Source organism: Mangrovibacter phragmitis (assembly GCF_001655675.1).
In the GTDB taxonomy this organism is placed as follows: domain Bacteria; phylum Pseudomonadota; class Gammaproteobacteria; order Enterobacterales; family Enterobacteriaceae; genus Mangrovibacter; species Mangrovibacter phragmitis.
In genome coordinates this window covers 42,507-61,123 of record NZ_LYRP01000012.1, presented here as the reverse complement: position 1 = coordinate 61,123, position 18,617 = coordinate 42,507, and the positions used below count along the sequence as shown (strand labels likewise).

Annotated in this window: 18 protein-coding genes; 6 read left to right on the top strand and 12 right to left on the bottom strand. The window is 51.5% G+C overall.

Annotated elements, in window-relative coordinates; all coding sequences use genetic code 11:
* Positions 1-238: 238 nt before the first annotated feature.
* From A9B99_RS10530 to ibpA, 5 genes are all read right to left on the bottom strand, one after another.
* The gene (locus tag A9B99_RS10530; protein ID WP_064597280.1) at positions 239-604 is read right to left on the bottom strand and encodes a DUF202 domain-containing protein; all 366 of its coding nucleotides are present in this window, start codon (positions 602-604) and stop codon (positions 239-241) included.
* Positions 597-941 carry a YidH family protein gene (locus tag A9B99_RS10525; RefSeq protein WP_064597278.1) on the bottom strand — a complete coding sequence of 115 codons (345 nt, stop codon included), beginning with the start codon at positions 939-941 and terminating at the stop codon, positions 597-599. Before A9B99_RS10525 ends, A9B99_RS10530 begins: the two co-directional genes overlap by 8 nt.
* A gap of 112 nt (positions 942-1,053) precedes the next feature.
* The gene (locus A9B99_RS10520) at positions 1,054-2,712 is read right to left on the bottom strand and encodes a putative transporter (RefSeq protein ID WP_064597276.1); all 1,659 of its coding nucleotides are present in this window, start codon (positions 2,710-2,712) and stop codon (positions 1,054-1,056) included.
* A gap of 189 nt (positions 2,713-2,901) precedes the next feature.
* Complete coding sequence (gene ibpB, locus A9B99_RS10515; protein ID WP_064597274.1) at positions 2,902-3,330, bottom strand: small heat shock chaperone IbpB; 429 nt, start codon at positions 3,328-3,330, stop codon at positions 2,902-2,904.
* Between the two features lie 119 nt (positions 3,331-3,449).
* Positions 3,450-3,863: a small heat shock chaperone IbpA gene (ibpA, locus tag A9B99_RS10510; RefSeq protein ID WP_064597272.1), complete on the bottom strand. Its 414-nt coding sequence runs from the start codon at positions 3,861-3,863 to the stop codon at positions 3,450-3,452.
* Positions 3,864-4,174: 311 nt separating this feature from the next.
* Between ibpA and A9B99_RS10505 the strand changes: the two genes are divergently transcribed.
* Positions 4,175-4,498 (top strand): YceK/YidQ family lipoprotein, encoded by a 324-nt coding sequence (locus A9B99_RS10505; protein ID WP_064597270.1) that lies wholly within the window; start codon positions 4,175-4,177, stop codon positions 4,496-4,498.
* A 33-nt stretch (positions 4,499-4,531) separates the two neighbouring features.
* Here the strand turns inward: A9B99_RS10505 and A9B99_RS10500 are convergent, their stop codons facing one another.
* The 6 genes from A9B99_RS10500 to dnaA all read right to left on the bottom strand — a co-directional run bounded on the left by A9B99_RS10500 (position 4,532) and on the right by dnaA (position 13,129).
* The gene (locus A9B99_RS10500; RefSeq protein WP_064597268.1) at positions 4,532-5,797 is read right to left on the bottom strand and encodes a DUF3748 domain-containing protein; all 1,266 of its coding nucleotides are present in this window, start codon (positions 5,795-5,797) and stop codon (positions 4,532-4,534) included.
* Positions 5,798-5,865: 68 nt separating this feature from the next.
* Positions 5,866-6,684, bottom strand: a complete 819-nt coding sequence (gene yidA / locus A9B99_RS10495) for a sugar-phosphatase (RefSeq protein ID WP_064597266.1) — start codon at positions 6,682-6,684, stop codon at positions 5,866-5,868.
* A 138-nt stretch (positions 6,685-6,822) separates the two neighbouring features.
* Positions 6,823-9,240: a DNA topoisomerase (ATP-hydrolyzing) subunit B gene (gene gyrB, locus A9B99_RS10490; RefSeq protein WP_064597264.1), complete on the bottom strand. Its 2,418-nt coding sequence runs from the start codon at positions 9,238-9,240 to the stop codon at positions 6,823-6,825.
* A 27-nt stretch (positions 9,241-9,267) separates the two neighbouring features.
* Entirely contained in the window at positions 9,268-10,341 is a 1,074-nt protein-coding gene (gene recF / locus A9B99_RS10485; RefSeq protein WP_064598016.1) for a DNA replication/repair protein RecF, read from the bottom strand.
* 300 nt (positions 10,342-10,641) lie between these two features.
* Positions 10,642-11,742 carry a DNA polymerase III subunit beta gene (gene dnaN / locus A9B99_RS10480; RefSeq protein WP_064597262.1) on the bottom strand — a complete coding sequence of 367 codons (1,101 nt, stop codon included), beginning with the start codon at positions 11,740-11,742 and terminating at the stop codon, positions 10,642-10,644.
* Positions 11,743-11,746: 4 nt separating this feature from the next.
* On the bottom strand, positions 11,747-13,129 hold the full coding sequence (gene dnaA, locus A9B99_RS10475) for a chromosomal replication initiator protein DnaA (RefSeq protein ID WP_064597260.1): 1,383 nt from the start codon (positions 13,127-13,129) through the stop codon (positions 11,747-11,749).
* Positions 13,130-13,736: 607 nt separating this feature from the next.
* Here dnaA and rpmH point away from each other — a divergent pair.
* The 5 genes from rpmH (at position 13,737) to mnmE (ending at position 17,614) form a co-directional block, all read left to right on the top strand.
* Positions 13,737-13,877, top strand: a complete 141-nt coding sequence (gene rpmH, locus A9B99_RS23195; RefSeq protein ID WP_000831330.1) for a 50S ribosomal protein L34 — start codon at positions 13,737-13,739, stop codon at positions 13,875-13,877.
* 14 nt (positions 13,878-13,891) lie between these two features.
* Positions 13,892-14,251 carry a ribonuclease P protein component gene (gene rnpA / locus A9B99_RS10470; RefSeq protein WP_036113957.1) on the top strand — a complete coding sequence of 120 codons (360 nt, stop codon included), beginning with the start codon at positions 13,892-13,894 and terminating at the stop codon, positions 14,249-14,251.
* A complete protein-coding gene (gene yidD / locus A9B99_RS23190; RefSeq protein ID WP_072006999.1) occupies positions 14,215-14,472 on the top strand; it encodes a membrane protein insertion efficiency factor YidD in 258 nt (85 codons plus the stop codon). Before rnpA ends, yidD begins: the two co-directional genes overlap by 37 nt.
* Positions 14,473-14,474: 2 nt before the next feature.
* Complete coding sequence (gene yidC / locus A9B99_RS10465) at positions 14,475-16,115, top strand: membrane protein insertase YidC (protein WP_064597258.1); 1,641 nt, start codon at positions 14,475-14,477, stop codon at positions 16,113-16,115.
* Positions 16,116-16,246: 131 nt separating this feature from the next.
* On the top strand, positions 16,247-17,614 hold the full coding sequence (mnmE, locus tag A9B99_RS10460) for a tRNA uridine-5-carboxymethylaminomethyl(34) synthesis GTPase MnmE (protein ID WP_064597256.1): 1,368 nt from the start codon (positions 16,247-16,249) through the stop codon (positions 17,612-17,614).
* A gap of 96 nt (positions 17,615-17,710) precedes the next feature.
* Here mnmE and A9B99_RS10455 read toward each other — a convergent pair whose 3' ends face one another.
* Positions 17,711-18,592, bottom strand: coding sequence for a LysR family transcriptional regulator (locus tag A9B99_RS10455; RefSeq protein ID WP_036113967.1), 882 nt, complete (start codon positions 18,590-18,592; stop codon positions 17,711-17,713).
* Between the last annotated feature and the right edge of the window lie 25 nt (positions 18,593-18,617).

Sequence of the window (18,617 nt, the reverse complement as noted above, 5' to 3'; positions counted from 1 at the left end):
GTAAACCCTTCAGGCAAGTGCGAAGGTGCCGGTGTTGCAGACTGTGCTGGCACAACAGAAGGCAATGCCTCCGTTGCTGGCGCGGCGGCGGGCAATGGTGTGGCACAAGCCATTGCGCTGACTGACACTGTTATAAACGCGATGAAAGTCTTCAAGGCACTGACCTTCCGGCAATTGATATCAGAAAATATGTATTTATTTAGCATGCTTTGGCGAAGTATGTGCATAAATAAAATCGTTACTCTGGTGACCAGAGATGTAACCAAATTTGGTGAATATGCACAGCGGCAAATAATAATGCCAGCCCAAGAACCCCCAGCGCAATCATACATTTGCCTCGAACAGTTTGTGCGCCAAGTAAATCCTGGCGGGCGATGTCCATAAGCTGGCGTTGCCGTGCCCAGGCATAAACCACTCCCACCAGGACAGCCAACACCAATAACGACAACCAAAATAACGGGCCAGCCCGGTGCCAGCTGTGGCGTAATGCCAGTGCCAGCAGAGCGCCGTATCCCAGTAATGTGCGGTACCAGGCAAGCGCGGTACGCTCCGGTTGCAGTCCGGGATCCTGTTCACGGCGCAGGCGGCGCGATGATTCAGGCATAAACCACCATCACCATCGCGATGACCACCACCGCGAGCATGACCAGGCTTATCAGCTTCAGGCTTCCGGTATAGGGCAAATCTTGCTTCAGGCGCATCGCTTTTTCATTGCGTAACCAACGTATATAGCTGTAGACCGCCAGTCCACCGGCAAACAGGCACAAAAACAGCGACAGTATTTCACGAACCAGTGGGGTAGCCAGGTCGGGTGCCAGTTGGTCCAGCCCCACACCAGCGGCCAGGAAACCTAAGGCGGTGCGGATCCAGGCAAGAAAGGTGCGCTCATTCGCCAGAGAGAAACGGTAGTCAGGCGCTTCGCCCAGTTGGGTGATTTTCATTGTGCTTCTCGTGCTCCTGCTGCATTTGCAAAGTGAGGCCCGGCCATCCTCTTATATCAACATGTTATGGACGGGAAATCACCAGGCAAATGCTACGGATGGCCGGGAATCATCAGGAAACGCCCCACAGGAGAATAGCCAGTAATTGTGGCGTAATAATACGCAAGAACATCACCAGTGGGTAAACCGTGGCATACGAGAGCGCGGCGGCCCCACTGGAAGTGTGAAGATTATTGGCAAATGCCAGAGCTGGCGGGTCTGTCATGGATCCGGCCAGCATCCCGCAAATTGTCAGGTAATTCATTTTTGCCAGCAAACGTGCAGTAAAACCCACAACCAGTAACGGAATAGCAGTGATTAAGATTCCGTATCCCATCCATAACACGCCATCTCCCTGAGTCAGGGTGGTGACAAAGCCACTACCGGATTTTAGCCCGACAACGGCCAGAAACAGTACGATACCCAGTTCCCGCAGCGCCTGGTTGGCACTGGGCGGCATAAACCAGTAGAGCGTGCCAATACTGCCTATTCGGCCAAGGATCAGCGCCATAATCAGCGGGCCACCAGCCAGCCCAAGGCGCAGGGCGACAGGGAAACCGGGAATGAACAGTGGGACAGACCCTAACAATACACCAAGGCCAATACCAATAAACACAGGCAGCATTTGTACCTGCTGGAGTTTTTGTTGCGCATTGCCCAGTAACGCAGCAGCAGCGTCAATATCCACCTGCCGCCCGACCAGGTTGAGAATATCGCCAAATTGCAGACTGGCATGACTACTGGCGACCAGCTCAACCCCGGCACGATTCAGGCGGGAAATCACTACGTCATACTTCGTTTTAATGCCCAGGTCGCGGATTTTTTTACCTAATACTTTTTCATTGGTCACTACAACCCGTTCAACCCGCAAGTCTGTACCTGTGGTGGAAAGCCCGGCATCAACTTGCTGGCCTATCACCAGTTGTGCGCTGTGCAGATCTTCCTGGTTGCCCACCAGATACAACAAGTCTCCCCGTTCAATTAATGTAGAAGAGGAGGGAACCATTAGCGTTTCGCCGCGCTTTAACCGGGAACACACTATGCTGTCACTATTAAGCAGTGGGATATCCTGAAGTGCCAGATTATGGAGGTTAGGGTTCTCCACCTGAACGTTAATGGCGCTCAACTGCTGAGCCTGGCCGTTAACTTTTTGAAAGCGTTCAGCTTCACGATTGACGTTAATGCGCAGTACTACCCGTAACAACCACATACTGAACAGAATGCCACAGATACCAAAAGGGTATGCCATGGCATAGCTCATCCCCATTTCGTTACGCAGTGCCGCCGGAACCCCCAGGTCTGTAAGAATTTGCTGCCCGGCACCCAGTGCCGGTGTGTTGGTCACCGCACCCGAGAAAATCCCCAGCACCACAGGCAGAGGAATATCAAACAGCCAGTACACTAATGCAGTCACCAGCCCACCAAGCACCACAATTAACATAGCAAACAGGTTCAGCCTTAAGCCGGAAACCCGCAGAGAAGAGAAGAAACCGGGGCCTACCTGAATACCGATGGTGTAGACAAACAGAATCAGGCCAAACTCCTGAACAAAGTGCAGGATATCGCTGTTGATATGTACACCGGCCATATCGAGAAAATGCCCGACAATAATCCCGCCGAACAGCACACCACCAATGCCAAAACCAATGCCACGGATGCGAATATTGCCAATCCACAGACCAACGATGGCAACCAGTGCCAGTATGCTGACCGTCAGCGCGATGTCACTCATCATTCAGCTCCTGTTTCTGCATTGGTTTGATTGTGGCAGAGCGTTGCAAAGATAACTGCCTGATAGCGCACAAAAGACCATGTATTAACCATGGTTAAACACATTACTTACTGGCAAAAAACAGGCAAAAAACAGGCAAAAAAAAGCCGCACCGGGTTACCGGTGCGGCAGGAGATGCAAGTGCCAAAATTAGCTGTTGAGTGCCGGACGTTCGCTAATGGCGATACGCTGCGGTGCCAGGGCTTCAGGTACTTCACGGGTTAAATCAATATGCAATAACCCGTTATTGAAGGTTGCGCCAGACACCTCCATGTGGTCAGCCAGGGTAAAACTTAGGCTGAACGGCTCGGTTGTCAGACCACGGTGTAACCAGGTGGTTTCCTGTTCAGGTTTTACCGGCGTACCTTTAATGGAAAGCCGTGGCCCTTCAAGCTGAATATCCAGATCTTCCTGGCGGAAACCGGCCAGTGCCAGTGTGATGCGGTAATGGTTATCGTCCGCTTTTTCAATGTTATAGGGAGGGAACGACTGCGCTTCGCTGCTGTTCAGCATGGCGTTAGCCAGTTTGTCAAAACCAATCCACTGACGGAATAAGGGGGAAAAATCATAATTACGCATAAATAGTCTCCTTCTTTGAAGCGAGTTAATACCGCCGGTATACGTAACCGGCCTGTGCTCCCTGACGGCAAGCACGTAACAGGCTGCACCACCCCACAGGCAGTGCAGCGCAAACAGAATTAGTTAATGGCGATGCGACGCGGTTTGTTGGCTTCGGGAATAACGCGTTCCAGTTCGATATACAGCAAGCCATTCACCAGGTTAGCACCTTTAACGTGAATGTTGTCAGCCAGTTGGAACTTGCGCTCGAAGTTACGTTCAGCAATGCCCTGATACAGATAGGTGCGTTCTTTTTCTTCCGTTGCGTGCGCACCTTTCACCACCAGCAGGTTGTCCTGTGCAGTGATCTCCAGTTCGCTCTCAGCAAAACCGGCAACGGCAATCGCGATGCGGTAGTGGTTTTCATCAACCAGTTCAACGTTGTACGGAGGGTAACCCCCGTTGCTTTGGGTCTGGCTATTTTCCAGGTGGTTAAACAGGCGGTCAAAACCAATGGCAGAACGGTAAAGCGGGGAGAAGTCAAAATTACGCATCGTTAATAGCTCCTGAAATCAGCGAGAATGTTTTTATGGCCTTCCTGTTGGACAGACCGCAGAACCCGGATAACCATCTGGCCTATCCGTTTTTGGCTCTGAAGATAAGATGGTGACAGACTCGTTGTTTTCAAGTGCAAAAATCGCACTTTTTTTGCACTTTATTACACATCGCGTAGACTAAACAAAAATCATGTAGCACCTGGCGCAAATGAATGTGTCTTTTGCATGGAAGCAGGTGCGTTAAGGACTAAGCGACCGCGGTTTGCTTCTGCCGTGACAGAAGCTTCAGCTACAATGACGATAACACAATGAAAATACGCCAACTACAGCACTTATTTTTAGGGAGCGGGCTGGTCGCTTTGTGCGGCTGTTCCAGCATAATGACGCACACTGGCGGCCAGGAGGGGTATTATCCGGGTACACGGGCAAGTTATGCATTACTGAAAGACGATGATACCAGTTGGGGCCTTAAGCCATTTGTGGCACTGGATATGCCATTAACGGCAGTAACAGATACGTTGTTGCTTCCCTGGGATGCGTTTCACACCAATAATTCTATCCGGGAGCGGGTAGAAAAAAGTGAGCAGAAAAACCTCGCAACCAATTCAGTTATTCCACCCGCTGCCCCCTGATATGATTGCCAGGTAGCGATACCCGGCAGAGGTTCAGCAACCCGTCTGGCAGATATATATTTGCCGGAAGCCTTGTTCATCGGGTTGCATCCAGGCAATAAACTGCCCGTCAGGCGAGAAGACAACCGCATCACCGGAAATTTCTTCTTGCGGTGCGGTAAGTTCCAGTATTTTCCCTTCCGGATAGCTGCACATCACGATTTTCTGTTCACTGATAAAACCGAGCCATTTGCCTGCCGGGTGCCAGTTAATCGCCGACTGTACATCATGCGCAAGCCGGGTTAACTGCCGGCATTCTCCCCCATTTGGTGAAACCAGCCAAACCTGAACCACGCCGTTATTATCTCGCATCAGAAAAGCGATATGTTCCCCATCCGGGCTGGCGCGCACCCAATGACGGGGCTGGTTCACAAGGCCTGGCCAGGCACAGTGATGAGTGTAAGTAAGGCGTTTTTGGTAAACGCCTGCTGGTGGTGCTGGCATAGTTTCGGGCGTACCGGCCAGGGGAGCATCGCCCTGGGTTTTCCAGGCAGCTTCGTTATCAGGTAAGTCGACAATAAATAGTTCAGGTATTGTTTCGCCCTGAACTGAACGTGTATCGCCGATAAAAGCCAGTGCATAACGCTGGCGCTCACCGTTGGGCTTCAGGTAGCCCTGATTGCCCACCCAGCCCTCTTCATAGGCCCGGTTAATCTCATCGCTTCCTGGTTGGGGCTCCGGTGTGGTGCGCGAAACCAGCGTACACCAGTGGCTACCGGCATATTCTCGCGAATGGCGCAGTGGTGGGTTTACCGGGCCGAAAGGCACCGCCACACCAACATTTCGCAAATCCAGCGCCGGATCCCGCTCATGGAGCACATGGTCGTTATAAGTAAAGCTCAGGTATTGCCCGTCCGGGCTCCAGACATGCACATGGCTGCCGCCACGCAGTGCACCGGGGAAGTAAGGTGCGGTAATGGAAAGGGCATCCAGGTTAGCAACCTGACCACCGCAGACAGTTACGCCACGACGATGATGGAAATCATACTGCCAATTTTCATCCGGGTTTTCCGGGCTATGAATAAACACATAACGCTCAGGTAATTGTGGGTTCACAGTAATAACCCCCACATGCGCACCCTGCTGCGCGCGCCAGATGACCTCGGTAGTACCGCTATGAATCTGGACGCGTTCTACGGTTTCACTGGTGAATGATGAGCCAGACGGGCGAACATCAAACACCAGCCACTGGCTGTCCGGCGTCCAGGTATTGATATTGGTCAGTTGATGGTGACGGGGTGAGAAAGTGACTTGTTTCACGGGATTACCCTTGCCTTAAGCGATAATGGCTCAGGGTAATCGATTCGGGCAGGTGTTGCCTGGTTTTCTCAGTTAACGCCGGGAACAAAGTGCTCAATTGCCCGGGCGACACCGTCTTCAGCATTGGTTTTACTGATAAAGTTTGCCATCGCTTTTACCGGCTCTATTGCATTTCCCATTGCCACGCCCACACCAGCGTATTCCAGCATAGCCATGTCGTTTTCCTGGTCACCAATTGCCATCACGTTTTCTGGTTGCAACTGCAAACGCTCTGCCAGTGCCTGTAAACCAGCGCCTTTGTTTACCCGTTTATCGAGTAATTCCAGGTAAAAGGGCGCGCTTTTCAGGATGGTATAGCGGGATTTTGCTTCCTGGGGGATCCGGGTAATTGCTTCATCCAGTAATGCTGGTTCATCAATCATCATCAGTTTTGGAAAGCGGATAGCCGGGTCCATACGGTCTGCTTCGCAGAACTGTAACGGCATCCCCGTCAGTGCGGCTTCATGCACGGTATAACGGCTGATATCCCGGTTGGCGGTATACAGAATGTGGTGATCGAGCGCATGAAAGTGGACACCCAACTCGCGGGAAAGCCCTTCCAGGTAGCGGTAATCATCATAACCCAGTGTCGTTTCCGCGACACATTCGCCACTGGCTGCTTTTTGCACCAGCGCGCCGTTGTAGGTGATGCAGTAGTCGTCTGCGGACTGCATATCCAGCTGTTCGAGGTAACGTTTTACACCAATGTAGGGACGGCCAGTTGCTAACACAACAACCACGCCTTTTTCCCGGGCTGCACTAATAGCCCGGCGGACGCCCGGGGTGATCACATTATCGGGGTTAAGCAGGGTACCATCCATATCGATAGCAATCAGTTTTATCGCCATGACAGAAATCCATATTGGGTCAGGAAGGGCATCGTAACGCGACTTTGGTCACAAAAACAACGCAGAATAAACTCACTTTCGTGAAGAACAAAAAAGCCAGTGGTATTTCACACTGGCTTGTTTCCGGCTAACCGGTCATCAGATATCGATATTCGCCGCTTTCAGGGCGTTTTCTTCGATAAAGGCGCGGCGTGGCTCTACCGCATCGCCCATCAGCGTAGTAAACAGCTGGTCGGCGGCAATGGCATCTTTCACTGTGACACGCAGCATGCGGCGGCTGTCCGGATCCATGGTGGTTTCCCACAACTGATCCGGGTTCATTTCGCCCAGGCCTTTGTAACGCTGTACAGAAAGACCACGGCGTGACTCCTTCACCAGCCAGTCCAGCGCCTGCTCAAAGCTGGAAACCGGCTGACGGCGCTCACCACGTTCGATGTATGCGCCTTCTTCAATCAGGCCGCGCAGTTTTTCGCCCAGCGTGAAGATACGCTTATATTCCCCGCCCTGGACGAAGTCCTGGTCCAGAACATAATCGGTATCGACACCGTGTGTACGCACCCGAACAACGGGCTCAAACCGGGAAAGTTCAGTGTTTTCGCGAATATCAAATTTCCAGATGCTGCCGTGCTGCTCTTTCTCAGTCAGTTCAGCTACCAGCGCCGAAACCCAACGGGTTACTTTTTGCTCGTCGGCCAGGTCATCAACCACCAGTGTTGGGTGGTAAATTAACTCGCCCAACAATGCACGGGGATAACGGCGCTCCATACGATGGATCATTTTCTGGGTACCGTTGAATTCGGCCACCAGTTTTTCCAGCGCTTCACCTGCCAGAGCCGGAGCACTGGCATTGGTGTGTAATGTGGCACCATCCAGTGCAATGGAAATCTGATACTGATCCATGGCTTCATCGTCTTTAATATACTGTTCTTGCTTGCCTTTTTTCACTTTATACAGTGGAGGCTGAGCAATAAAGACGTGCCCACGTTCAACGATTTCCGGCATCTGGCGATAGAAGAAAGTCAGCAGCAGTGTACGGATGTGCGAGCCATCGACGTCAGCATCGGTCATGATGATGATGTTGTGGTAACGCAGTTTATCCGGGTTGTATTCATCGCGGCCAATACCACAGCCGAGTGCGGTAATCAGTGTCGCCACTTCCTGAGAAGAGAGCATTTTGTCGAAACGCGCTTTTTCGACGTTCAGGATTTTACCTTTCAGCGGCAAAATAGCCTGGTTCTTGCGGTTACGCCCCTGTTTTGCAGAGCCGCCCGCTGAGTCCCCTTCCACCAGGTAGAGTTCAGACAGAGCCGGGTCACGCTCCTGGCAATCCGCCAGTTTGCCCGGCAAACCAGCCAGATCCAGCGCACCTTTGCGGCGGGTCATTTCACGGGCACGACGCGCGGCTTCGCGGGCACGGGCCGCATCAATAATCTTACTGACAACGGTTTTAGCATCGGCCGGGTTTTCCTGCAGATAATCAGCCAGACGCTCGTTCATCTGGGATTCCACTGCAGATTTCACTTCAGAAGAAACCAGTTTGTCTTTGGTCTGAGAAGAGAATTTCGGGTCCGGAACTTTTACTGAAACTACAGCAATCAGGCCTTCACGGGCATCATCACCCGTCGCGCTGATTTTCGCTTTTTTGCTGTAGCCTTCGTTATCCATATAAGTGTTCAGGGTACGCGTCATTGCCGCACGGAAACCGGCAAGGTGTGTACCGCCATCACGCTGAGGAATGTTGTTGGTAAAGCAGTAAATGTTTTCCTGGAAGCCATCGTTCCACTGCAGCGCGACTTCCACACCAATTCCGTCTTTTTCTGTTGAGAAATAGAACACATTCGGGTGAATTGGCGTTTTGTTCTTGTTGAGGTATTCAACAAAGGCTTTGATACCCCCTTCGTAATGGAAGTGGTCCTGCTTACCTTCAACACGCTTGTCAATCAGGCGAATGGAAACACCGGAGTTCAGGAAGGAGAGTTCACGCAGGCGTTTCGCCAGAATTTCGTATTCGAATTCAACGACATTGGTGAACGTTTCCAGGCTTGGCCAGAAACGCACCATGGTACCGGTTTTTTCTGTTTCGCCAGTCACTTCCAACGGTGAAACAGGGACACCATGCTGGTAGACCTGGTTGTGGACTTTACCATCGCGTCGAATAACCAGTTCTAGTTTCTGGGACAGGGCGTTAACCACCGACACACCCACGCCATGCAGACCACCGGAAACTTTATAGGAGTTATCGTCAAACTTACCACCGGCATGTAGCACGGTCATGATAACTTCAGCGGCAGACACGCCTTCTTCCGGGTGAATACCGGTAGGGATACCACGCCCGTCATCCTGTACAGAGACAGAGTTATCTTCGTGGATAGTGACAACGATATCTTTACAGTAGCCTGCGAGCGCTTCGTCGATAGCGTTATCCACGACCTCGAATACCATATGGTGCAGGCCGGTGCCGTCATCCGTGTCGCCGATATACATACCCGGGCGCTTACGCACCGCATCCAGCCCTTTCAGGACTTTGATACTGGAGGAGTCATAAGAATTCGACATCAACGTTTCTCGCTCATTTAAACTAAGTTAATCCGTTATTTTACCCTGATCCACAGCGAACATCCTGGAATTTTTATCCGCCATGTCCATCACATGTTCTGCGCTAATCGCACTCACAAAAACTTGTGACTGTGTAGCTTTCAGACGGCTGGCAAGTAAACCCCGTCGGCGGTCATCAAGCTCAGAAGCAAAATCATCTATTAAGTAGAGGCAGTGCCGCCCGCTACGCCGGGTGAGAAATTCACCTTGCGCCAGACGCAGGGCACACATCAATAACTTTAACTGCCCTCTCGACAGGGTATCTTCCACAGGCGCGCCATCGGCACGAATGCGGAAATCTGCCTTGTGGGGGCCATGAGAGGTGTAGGTCAGCGCGCGGTCGCGCTCAAAACTGCGGGCCAGCACCTCACTGTAAGGCGTTTCTTTTTCCCAGCCGCGCTGGAAAGAAAACGCCAGGTGAAACTCGGGTAAAAACTGGGCGCAGGTTTGTGCCATATCTTCGGCAATTGCTTCACTATACTGCGCCCGCCACAGGCTGATTTGTTCCGCCAGCGGTGCCAGTTCCTTATCCCAGGGGAGTAACTGGTTGTAGTGCGTAACCTGACGCAATGCGGCATTTCGTTGCCGGAGCAGGCGTTTAAGGTTGCTCCATGCGTTGAAAAACGCCGGTTCATCATGGAAACACCCCCAGTCGATAAACGCCCGGCGAAACTTCGGCCCACCATTAAGCAGGGTGAAGCCTTCCGGAGTAATCAACTGCATGGGCATTAAGTGCGCCAGTTCAGCAACTTTATGCCCGTCCGTGCCATCAATTCTGACTTTGCTGTCACCCAGGCGGTCTTTTGTCAGCCCGACGGCGATTTCCCGTGAATCCCCCTGTAACCGGCCATGCAGCACGAAATCTGGCTGGTCATGGCGAATCACTCTGCCCGTTTGCAGGCTACGAAACGCCCGCCCGTGCCCCAGGGTGTAAATCGCTTCCAGCACACTGGTTTTGCCGCTGCCATTGGCACCGACCAGGAAATTAAAGCCGGGAGATAACAGGAGATCCGCACTTTCTATGTTACGGAAATCTTTGATAAGTAAACGAGACAGCGACATGATTAACGCATCACCAGGACGTATTTGTTGCTGTTTCCCGGAAAATGGCTGGCTGCCCTCAACCAGCATAAACCGGGGGTGAATGAACAACTGGCCTGAAGCGCCACAAAAAGCCGGTGCTGAACGTGCCGGAATAACAAGTCAAATAACCCCAGGCTGATGACCCGCCTTACCCTGCCGCTGGTAAGGTTTCAGGTGATAAATAAAACACGCTAAAAATCAATTTATTGATTTCATCTGCTGGCTAAGAGAAGGTATTTGTACACTTAACCTTCTCTCTTTTACCGTTTACCCCGCGGCTTACAGGCGCATAGGCATCACAACATAGGCCGCGGTCTGGCTTGCTGCGTCTTCAATTTGCACACTGGAAACAGAATCAGTAAGCAGGATACGCACATTTTCGCACTTCAGCACGTTAAGTACATCCAGTACATAACTTACATTGAAGCCGATTTCCATTTCTGTACCTGCATAGGTCACATCCAGAATCTCTTCTGCTTCTTCCTGTTCCGGGTTATTGGCTGTAATTTTAAGCTGGTTCTCACTGACATACAGGCGAACACCACGGAATTTTTCATTGGAAAGAATGGCTGCGCGGGCAAAGGCCTGTTTTAACAAATCGCAACCCGCTTCCAGAGTTTTGTCCGGGTTCTTCGGCAATACGCGGCGATAATCCGGGAAACGGCCATCAACCAGTTTCGAAGTGAAAATAAAATCACCAACATGGGCACGAATATTATTGCTGCCAATTTGCACCTGTAACGGTGTATCGCCACCATCCAGCATACGCATCAACTCAATCACGCCTTTGCGCGGCACAATCACAGAGTGAGCGGGCAGTGTTTGCCCTACTGGCATGGCACAGACCGCCAGGCGGTGACCATCTGTTGCCACGGTACGCAACTCTTCACCTTCGGTTTCAAACAGCATACCGTTCAGGTAGTAGCGCACATCCTGGTGAGCCATGGAAAATTGTGTGGCTTCAATCAGGCGTTTCATTGTGGCCTGCGGCAGAGTGAATTCCACTTCACTTTGCCAGTCATCGAGGTTAGGAAAATCGGCGGCTGGCAATGTAGACAGCGAAAAACGACTGCGCCCGGAACGCACCAGCATACGGTCCCCTTCCAGCGTAACAGCGATTTCCGCACCTTCTGGCAGGCCCCGGCAAATATCAAAGAATTTACGGGCAGGCACCGTGGTTGCCCCTGGTTCATGAGGCTGAACCAGGCTGACTCGTGCCACCATTTCCATTTCAAGGTCAGTACCAGTCAGCGACAGCGCCCCTTCCGTAACCTGCAACAGCAAGTTACCCAGGATAGGTAACGTCGGGCGACCACCTAAAGGACCACTCACTTGTTGGAGCGGTTTTAATAAATGTTCACGTTCAACGGTAAATTTCATAGTGTCACGAAGATAGTGTTCTGATTAAATTGGAAAAGTCTTCTTTGATGTCATGACTCTCTTCACGCAACTGCTCGATTTTACGGCAGGCATGCAGCACAGTTGTATGGTCACGACCACCGAAGGCATCACCGATTTCCGGCAGGCTGTGGTTGGTTAATTCTTTTGCCAGGGCCATTGCCATTTGCCGGGGGCGCGCCACTGAGCGGGAACGCCGTTTGGACAGTAAATCGGCCACTTTGATCTTGTAGTACTCTGCCACTGTCTTTTGAATATTGTCGACAGTGACCAGTTTTTCCTGCAAGGCCAATAAATCACGTAGCGCTTCACGGACAAAATCGATAGTAATTGCCCGGCCAGTGAAATTGGCATTCGCAATCACACGGTTCAGTGCCCCTTCCAGCTCACGCACGTTTGAGCGCAGGCGCTTGGCAATAAAGAAAGCCACTTCGCCAGGCAGACGGATATCGTTTTCATCCGCCTTTTTCATCAGGATTGCCACGCGGGTTTCCAGTTCCGGCGGCTCAATGGCAACCGTTAAACCCCAACCGAAGCGGGATTTCAGACGATCTTCAACGCCATTGATCTCTTTCGGGTAACGATCTGATGTCAGGATTATTTGTTGGTTGCCTTCCAGCAGTGCGTTAAAAGTATGGAAGAACTCTTCCTGTGAGCGCTCTTTGTTGGCAAAGAACTGGATATCATCGATAAGCAGGGCATCAACCGAGCGGTAATAACGCTTGAACTCTTCAATTGCGTTATTTTGTAATGCCTTAACCATATCCTGAACAAAACGCTCTGAATGCATATACACCACTTTCGCATTGGGCTTACGCGCCACAATACCATTACCAACAGCATGTAACAGGTGGGTTTTCCCTAAACCTGTACCGCCATAAAGGAAGAGTGGGTTATATGCGCCGCCAGGATTATCCGCCACCTGGCGAGCCGCCGCACGAGCCAGTTGGTTTGACTTACCTTCAACAAAGTTATCAAACGTATGTTTCAGGTTAACGTTAGAACGGTAAGAAGGCTCTGCCGGTGCAGGGACGTTATCCCAACTGGGGCGCACAGGTGCCGCTGCCGGGCGCGGCGCAACAGCAGGCGCTGCTGCCGCGGAAGCGACAACAGGTTGAACAGCAGGACGGGCCCCTACTTCAAAGCGCAACTGAGGCGCATCCGCACCACAGAAATCGTTTAACAATCCGTTGATATTATTCAGGTACTTATCCCGCACCCAGTCGAGCACAAAACGGTTTGGCGCATAAAGGGCCAGCGTGTTATCGCTCAGTTCCGCCTGTAGTGGACGTATCCACATGCTGAATTCTGTGGCGGGTAACTCATCCTGCAATCGGGCAAGACACTGCTGCCAAAGCGAAAGTGACACGGCGGACTCCACTCGAACAAAGTCGATAAATGACAAAGACTGATACATTCATGATTGTTGACACACGCCGACAGCCCTGATTCTGGGTAGCGTGCGAACCGCTATTTGCGGTTTTCCCTTTTACAGGATCCCGATCCTGAGAAGGGACCGCGGATCATAGCGTAAAGTGGACCAGAGATCTTCTGTTTCTCACAGTTTCTTCGTGATTTATCCACAGGTCCTTATCTGACTGATCCAGTGTAATCGATCGCAGCCTGGTGACATCACTATTTCGTCCACAAATTGGAAAATTCAATGACCCGTAGCAAAATTTGCCTTTAGTGATCAGATTAAAGATCCCGGTGATCCTTGCGCTTTATACCGGACCCCGTATAATTTGCGACCCGACGCGTCATTGCTCCGGTTTTTGTTGCAAGTAATTCGTTTGTTTTTCAAGCGAAAAGCTTCTATTACTTGTGTGCAATAAGGAAAGTGAATTGACTCTGGAGTGTACAATTATTACAATCCTGCCTCTTTATTTAGCCGCACTGAGGCGTAAGTCGTTCGCAATTCGTCCGGGCATACGCAAAAGTAAGTGTTTTTTTTCCAAGCTTAGGTAGAAATCGCCATGAAACGCACTTTTCAACCGTCTGTACTGAAGCGCAACCGCTCTCACGGCTTCCGCGCTCGTATGGCAACTAAAAATGGTCGTCAGGTTCTGGCACGTCGTCGTGCTAAAGGCCGCGCTCGTCTGACCGTTTCTAAGTAATAGCTAACCCCTGAGTGGTTAAGCTCGCTTTTCCCAGGGAGTTACGTTTGTTAACTCCCAATCATTTCACTTTCGTCTTCCAGCAGCCACAACGGGCTGGCACGCCGCAAATCACCATCCTCGGCCGCCTGAATTCGCTGGGGCATCCCCGTATCGGTCTTACAGTCGCCAAAAAGAATGTTCGGCGCGCTCATGAGCGTAACCGTATCAAACGTTTGACGCGTGAAAGTTTCCGTTTACGTCAGCATGAACTGCCTTCCATGGATTTTGTGGTGGTAGCGAAACGCGGGATTGCCGACCTCGATAACCGTACGCTAATGGAAATACTGGAAAAGTTATGGCGCCGTCATTGTCGCCAGGCTCCCGGCTCCTGATAGGCCTGATAAAGGTCTATCAGCGCCTGATTAGTCCGCTTCTCGGGCCGCATTGTCGTTTCACGCCAACCTGTTCGCAATACGGAATTGAGGCATTGCGCAGGTTTGGTGTAGTAAAAGGCAGTTGGTTGACAATAAAACGCGTATTAAAATGCCACCCTTTACACCCGGGTGGTGACGACCCCGTCCCGCCAGGACCTTTTGATACCAGAGAACACTAACGATGGATTCGCAACGCAATCTTCTTATCATCGCTTTGTTGTTCGTGTCTTTCATGATCTGGCAGGCCTGGGAGCAAGATAACGCTCCGCAGACCCAACAGACCACGCAGACTACGACTACCGCAGCGGGCAGCGCCGCCGACCAGGGCGTACCGGCCAGTGGCCAGGGAAAACTCATTACAGTTAAAACGGATGTCCTCTCTCTGACCATCAACACGCGTGGTGGTGATGTTGAGCAGGCGCTGCTGTTAACTTATCCCAAAGAGCTGGGCTCTAACGAGCCGTTCCAGTTGCTGGAAACTACGCCTGATTTTATTTACCAGGCACAAAGTGGCTTAACCGGTCGCGATGGCCCGGACAACCCGGCTAATGGCGAACGCCCACTGTACAATGTCGATAAAGACAGCTTTGCACTGGCCGACGGCCAGAATGAATTGTCTATTCCGATGACCTGGACTGATGCCGCAGGTAACGTTTTCACCAAAACCTTTGTTCTGAAACGGGGTTCATTTGCGGTGAAAGTGGATTACAGCGTGAAAAACGCCTCAGATAAACCACTGGAACTCTCTGCGTTTGGTCAGTTGAAGCAATCTATCAACTTGCCAAAACACCGCGACACTGGCAGCAGCAACTTTGCTCTGCACACATTCCGCGGTGCGGCTTACTCCACGTCTGACGCGAAATACGAAAAATATAAATTCGATAAAATCGCCAGTAACGAGAACCTGAACACGACCTCTCAGGGTGGCTGGGTTGCTATGTTGCAGCAATATTTTGCAACTGCATGGGTTCCGGACACCAAAGGCGTGAATACCTTCTCTACAGCTGACCTCGGCAATGGCGTTGCGGCAATTAACTATAAATCCGCACCGGTTGTGGTTCAGCCTGGCCAGACCGGCACACTGGGTAGCACTCTGTGGGTTGGCCCGGAAATTCAGGATAAAATGGCTGCAGTTGCACCACATCTGGATTTAACCGTCGATTACGGCTGGTTGTGGTTTATCTCTCAGCCGTTGTTCAAGCTGTTGAAATTTATCCACAGCTTCCTGGGTAACTGGGGCTTCTCCATCATCGTTATTACCTTTATCGTTCGTGGCATCATGTACCCGCTGACCAAAGCGCAGTACACCTCCATGGCGAAAATGCGTATGCTGCAGCCGAAAATTCAGGCAATGCGTGAGCGCCTGGGTGACGACAAGCAGCGTATCAGCCAGGAAATGATGGCGATGTACAAGGCCGAGAAAGTTAACCCGCTTGGTGGTTGCTTCCCGCTTGTTATTCAGATGCCTATCTTCCTGGCGCTGTACTACATGTTGATGGGTTCCGTTGAGCTGCGCCATGCGCCATTTGCTCTGTGGATCCACGACTTGTCAGCGCAGGACCCGTACTACATTCTGCCTGTCCTGATGGGCGTGACAATGTTCTTCATTCAGAAGATGTCACCGACCACCGTGACCGACCCGATGCAGCAGAAGATAATGACCTTTATGCCAGTCATCTTCACTGTCTTCTTCCTGTGGTTCCCGTCTGGTCTGGTGCTGTACTATATCGTCAGCAACCTGGTTACCATCATCCAGCAGCAACTGATTTACCGCGGGCTGGAAAAACGTGGTTTGCATAGCCGCGAAAAGAAAAAATCCTGATAAAATTTAGCGCAGGATAACAGCACCACAGAAGGCGGTCAGATGACCGCCTTCTTTATTTTTATGCCGTGCCACCACTGTTAACCTAACCGGTTGGTGGGGAATAAACGAAACATCACAGAGAAAGACTTATGAGCCATAACGATACCATTGTTGCACAGGCAACGCCTCCAGGCCGGGGCGGTGTGGGTATTTTGCGGGTTTCCGGTAAACAAGCCCAGGACGTAGCCAAAATCGTGCTGGGTAAGCTGCCTAAGCCTCGTTATGCCGATTACCTGCCTTTTCGCGATGTGGATAATTCCCCACTTGATCAAGGTATTGCGCTGTGGTTCCCTGGCCCCAATTCGTTTACTGGCGAAGATGTTCTGGAACTGCAGGGCCACGGGGGCCCGGTTATTCTCGATTTACTGCTGAAACGCATTCTGACTATTCCCGGGGTGCGTATTGCCCGACCGGGTGAGTTTTCTGAACGGGCATTTTTGAACGACAAACTGGATCTTGCCCAGGCGGAAGCCATTGCAGATTTGATTGATGCCAGTTCCGAGCAGGCGGCCCGTTCTGCTGTCGGATCACTGCAAGGGGTGTTTTCCAGCCGGGTAAACCAACTGGTGGAAGCCCTGACCCATTTACGTATCTATGTGGAAGCCGCTATTGATTTTCCGGATGAAGAAATTGATTTTCTGTCTGACGGGAAAATTGAAGCGGAATTAGCGGGAGTAATGAGCGACCTGGAACAGGTACGCCGGGAAGCGCGCCAGGGCAGCCTGTTGCGTGAAGGCATGAAAGTAGTGATTGCCGGGCGGCCCAATGCCGGGAAATCAAGCCTGTTGAATGCACTGGCCGGGCGTGAAGCCGCTATTGTTACGGATATTGCCGGTACCACGCGCGACGTACTGCGTGAACATATCCATATCGATGGTATGCCGCTGCATATTATTGATACCGCCGGTCTGCGCGAAGCCAGCGATGAAGTAGAGCGTATTGGGATTGAGCGTGCATGGCAGGAAATCGAGCAGGCAGACCGTGTGCTGTTTATGGTCGACAGCACCACCACCGATGCCACAGACCCGGCACAAATCTGGCCCGATTTTATTGCCCGTTTGCCGGCACATTTACCCATTACCGTAGTGCGTAATAAAGCTGATATCACCGGTGAAACAGCGGGCCTCACAGAAGTGAATGGTCACTCACTTATCCGGCTTTCTGCCCGCAATGGCGAAGGTGTGGATGTACTGCGTGACCACCTGAAACTCACAATGGGTTTTGATACCAGCACAGAAAGCGGCGGCTTCCTGGCACGTCGCCGCCATTTGCAGGCTCTGGAAACCGCGGCTCGCCACCTGGAACAAGGGAAAGAACAGTTGCTCGGTGCCTGGGCGGGTGAGTTACTGGCAGAAGAGCTGCGCCTGGCCCAGCAGGCATTGAGCGAGATTACCGGGGAATTCACTTCTGATGACTTGCTGGGGCGGATTTTTTCGAGCTTTTGTATCGGCAAATAATTATCAGCCTGCGCAAATCAGTAAACGTTCACTAACCCGTATTAACTGTTTGTTAATACGGGTTTTTAGTATTTATAAGCACCCATTATCATGCGGTTACTCATCCACCAGCGGCCTGAGCAACATACCCAGTTTGGGGTGAACAACACGCCGTTGGGCGGAAACCGCATAGAAGTTTTCGTATACATTAGGCAGCAGCATATAGCTTTTCAGTTCTCCGGAATCCAGCTCATCCTTCACCACCACCGGCGGCATCACAGCCAGTGCACCGGTATCCCGGGTTAGCAAGCGCAGCATGGCCATATCGTCTGACTCAGCCACTATTTCCGGTAACAAGTGATATTGTGCAGCAAAGGCATCAAATGCCGCACGCAGCGGGTTTTCACCATAGGGTAATACCCAACGCTGGTGGCGATAACTTTCACCAAATTCTTCAGTTAACGCGAGCCCGGGCGGGCCAATAATCGCCACCGGCTGGCGTGCCAGAACCCGGCTTTGCCAGTTATTGGTGCTGGCACTTCTGACGGGAATATTGGTGAGCGCCAGGTCGAGTTGTAGCTCTGCCATGGCATTCAACAACCCTGTCTGACTCATGGATTGTAGTGAAAAGCGGCAGTCGTTCTGCTGAATCAATGGCTGGATAAACTGATCAATAAAGTTACGTGAAATCGTGGAAAGAATACCAATGCGCAATGGCGCGCTGGGTAGCGCGGTACCCGTTGTCAGCAGTTGTTCCAGCTCTTCACCATTTTTAAAGATCTCATCGGCATAGTTCATAGCGTGGTAGCCACTCTCCGTCAGAGTCAGTTTACGCCCTTCACGGGTAAACAACTCAACATTCAGGCTTTTTTCTAACTGTTTGATTTGCGAGGACAATGCAGATTGCGAAATGTGCAATTTCTGCGCAGCCTGAGTCAGATTCCCTTGCCGGGCAACCTGCCAGAAGTAATAGAGGTGGTGATAATTGAGTCGGCTCATTAGATTCCAACCATTCTATAAAACA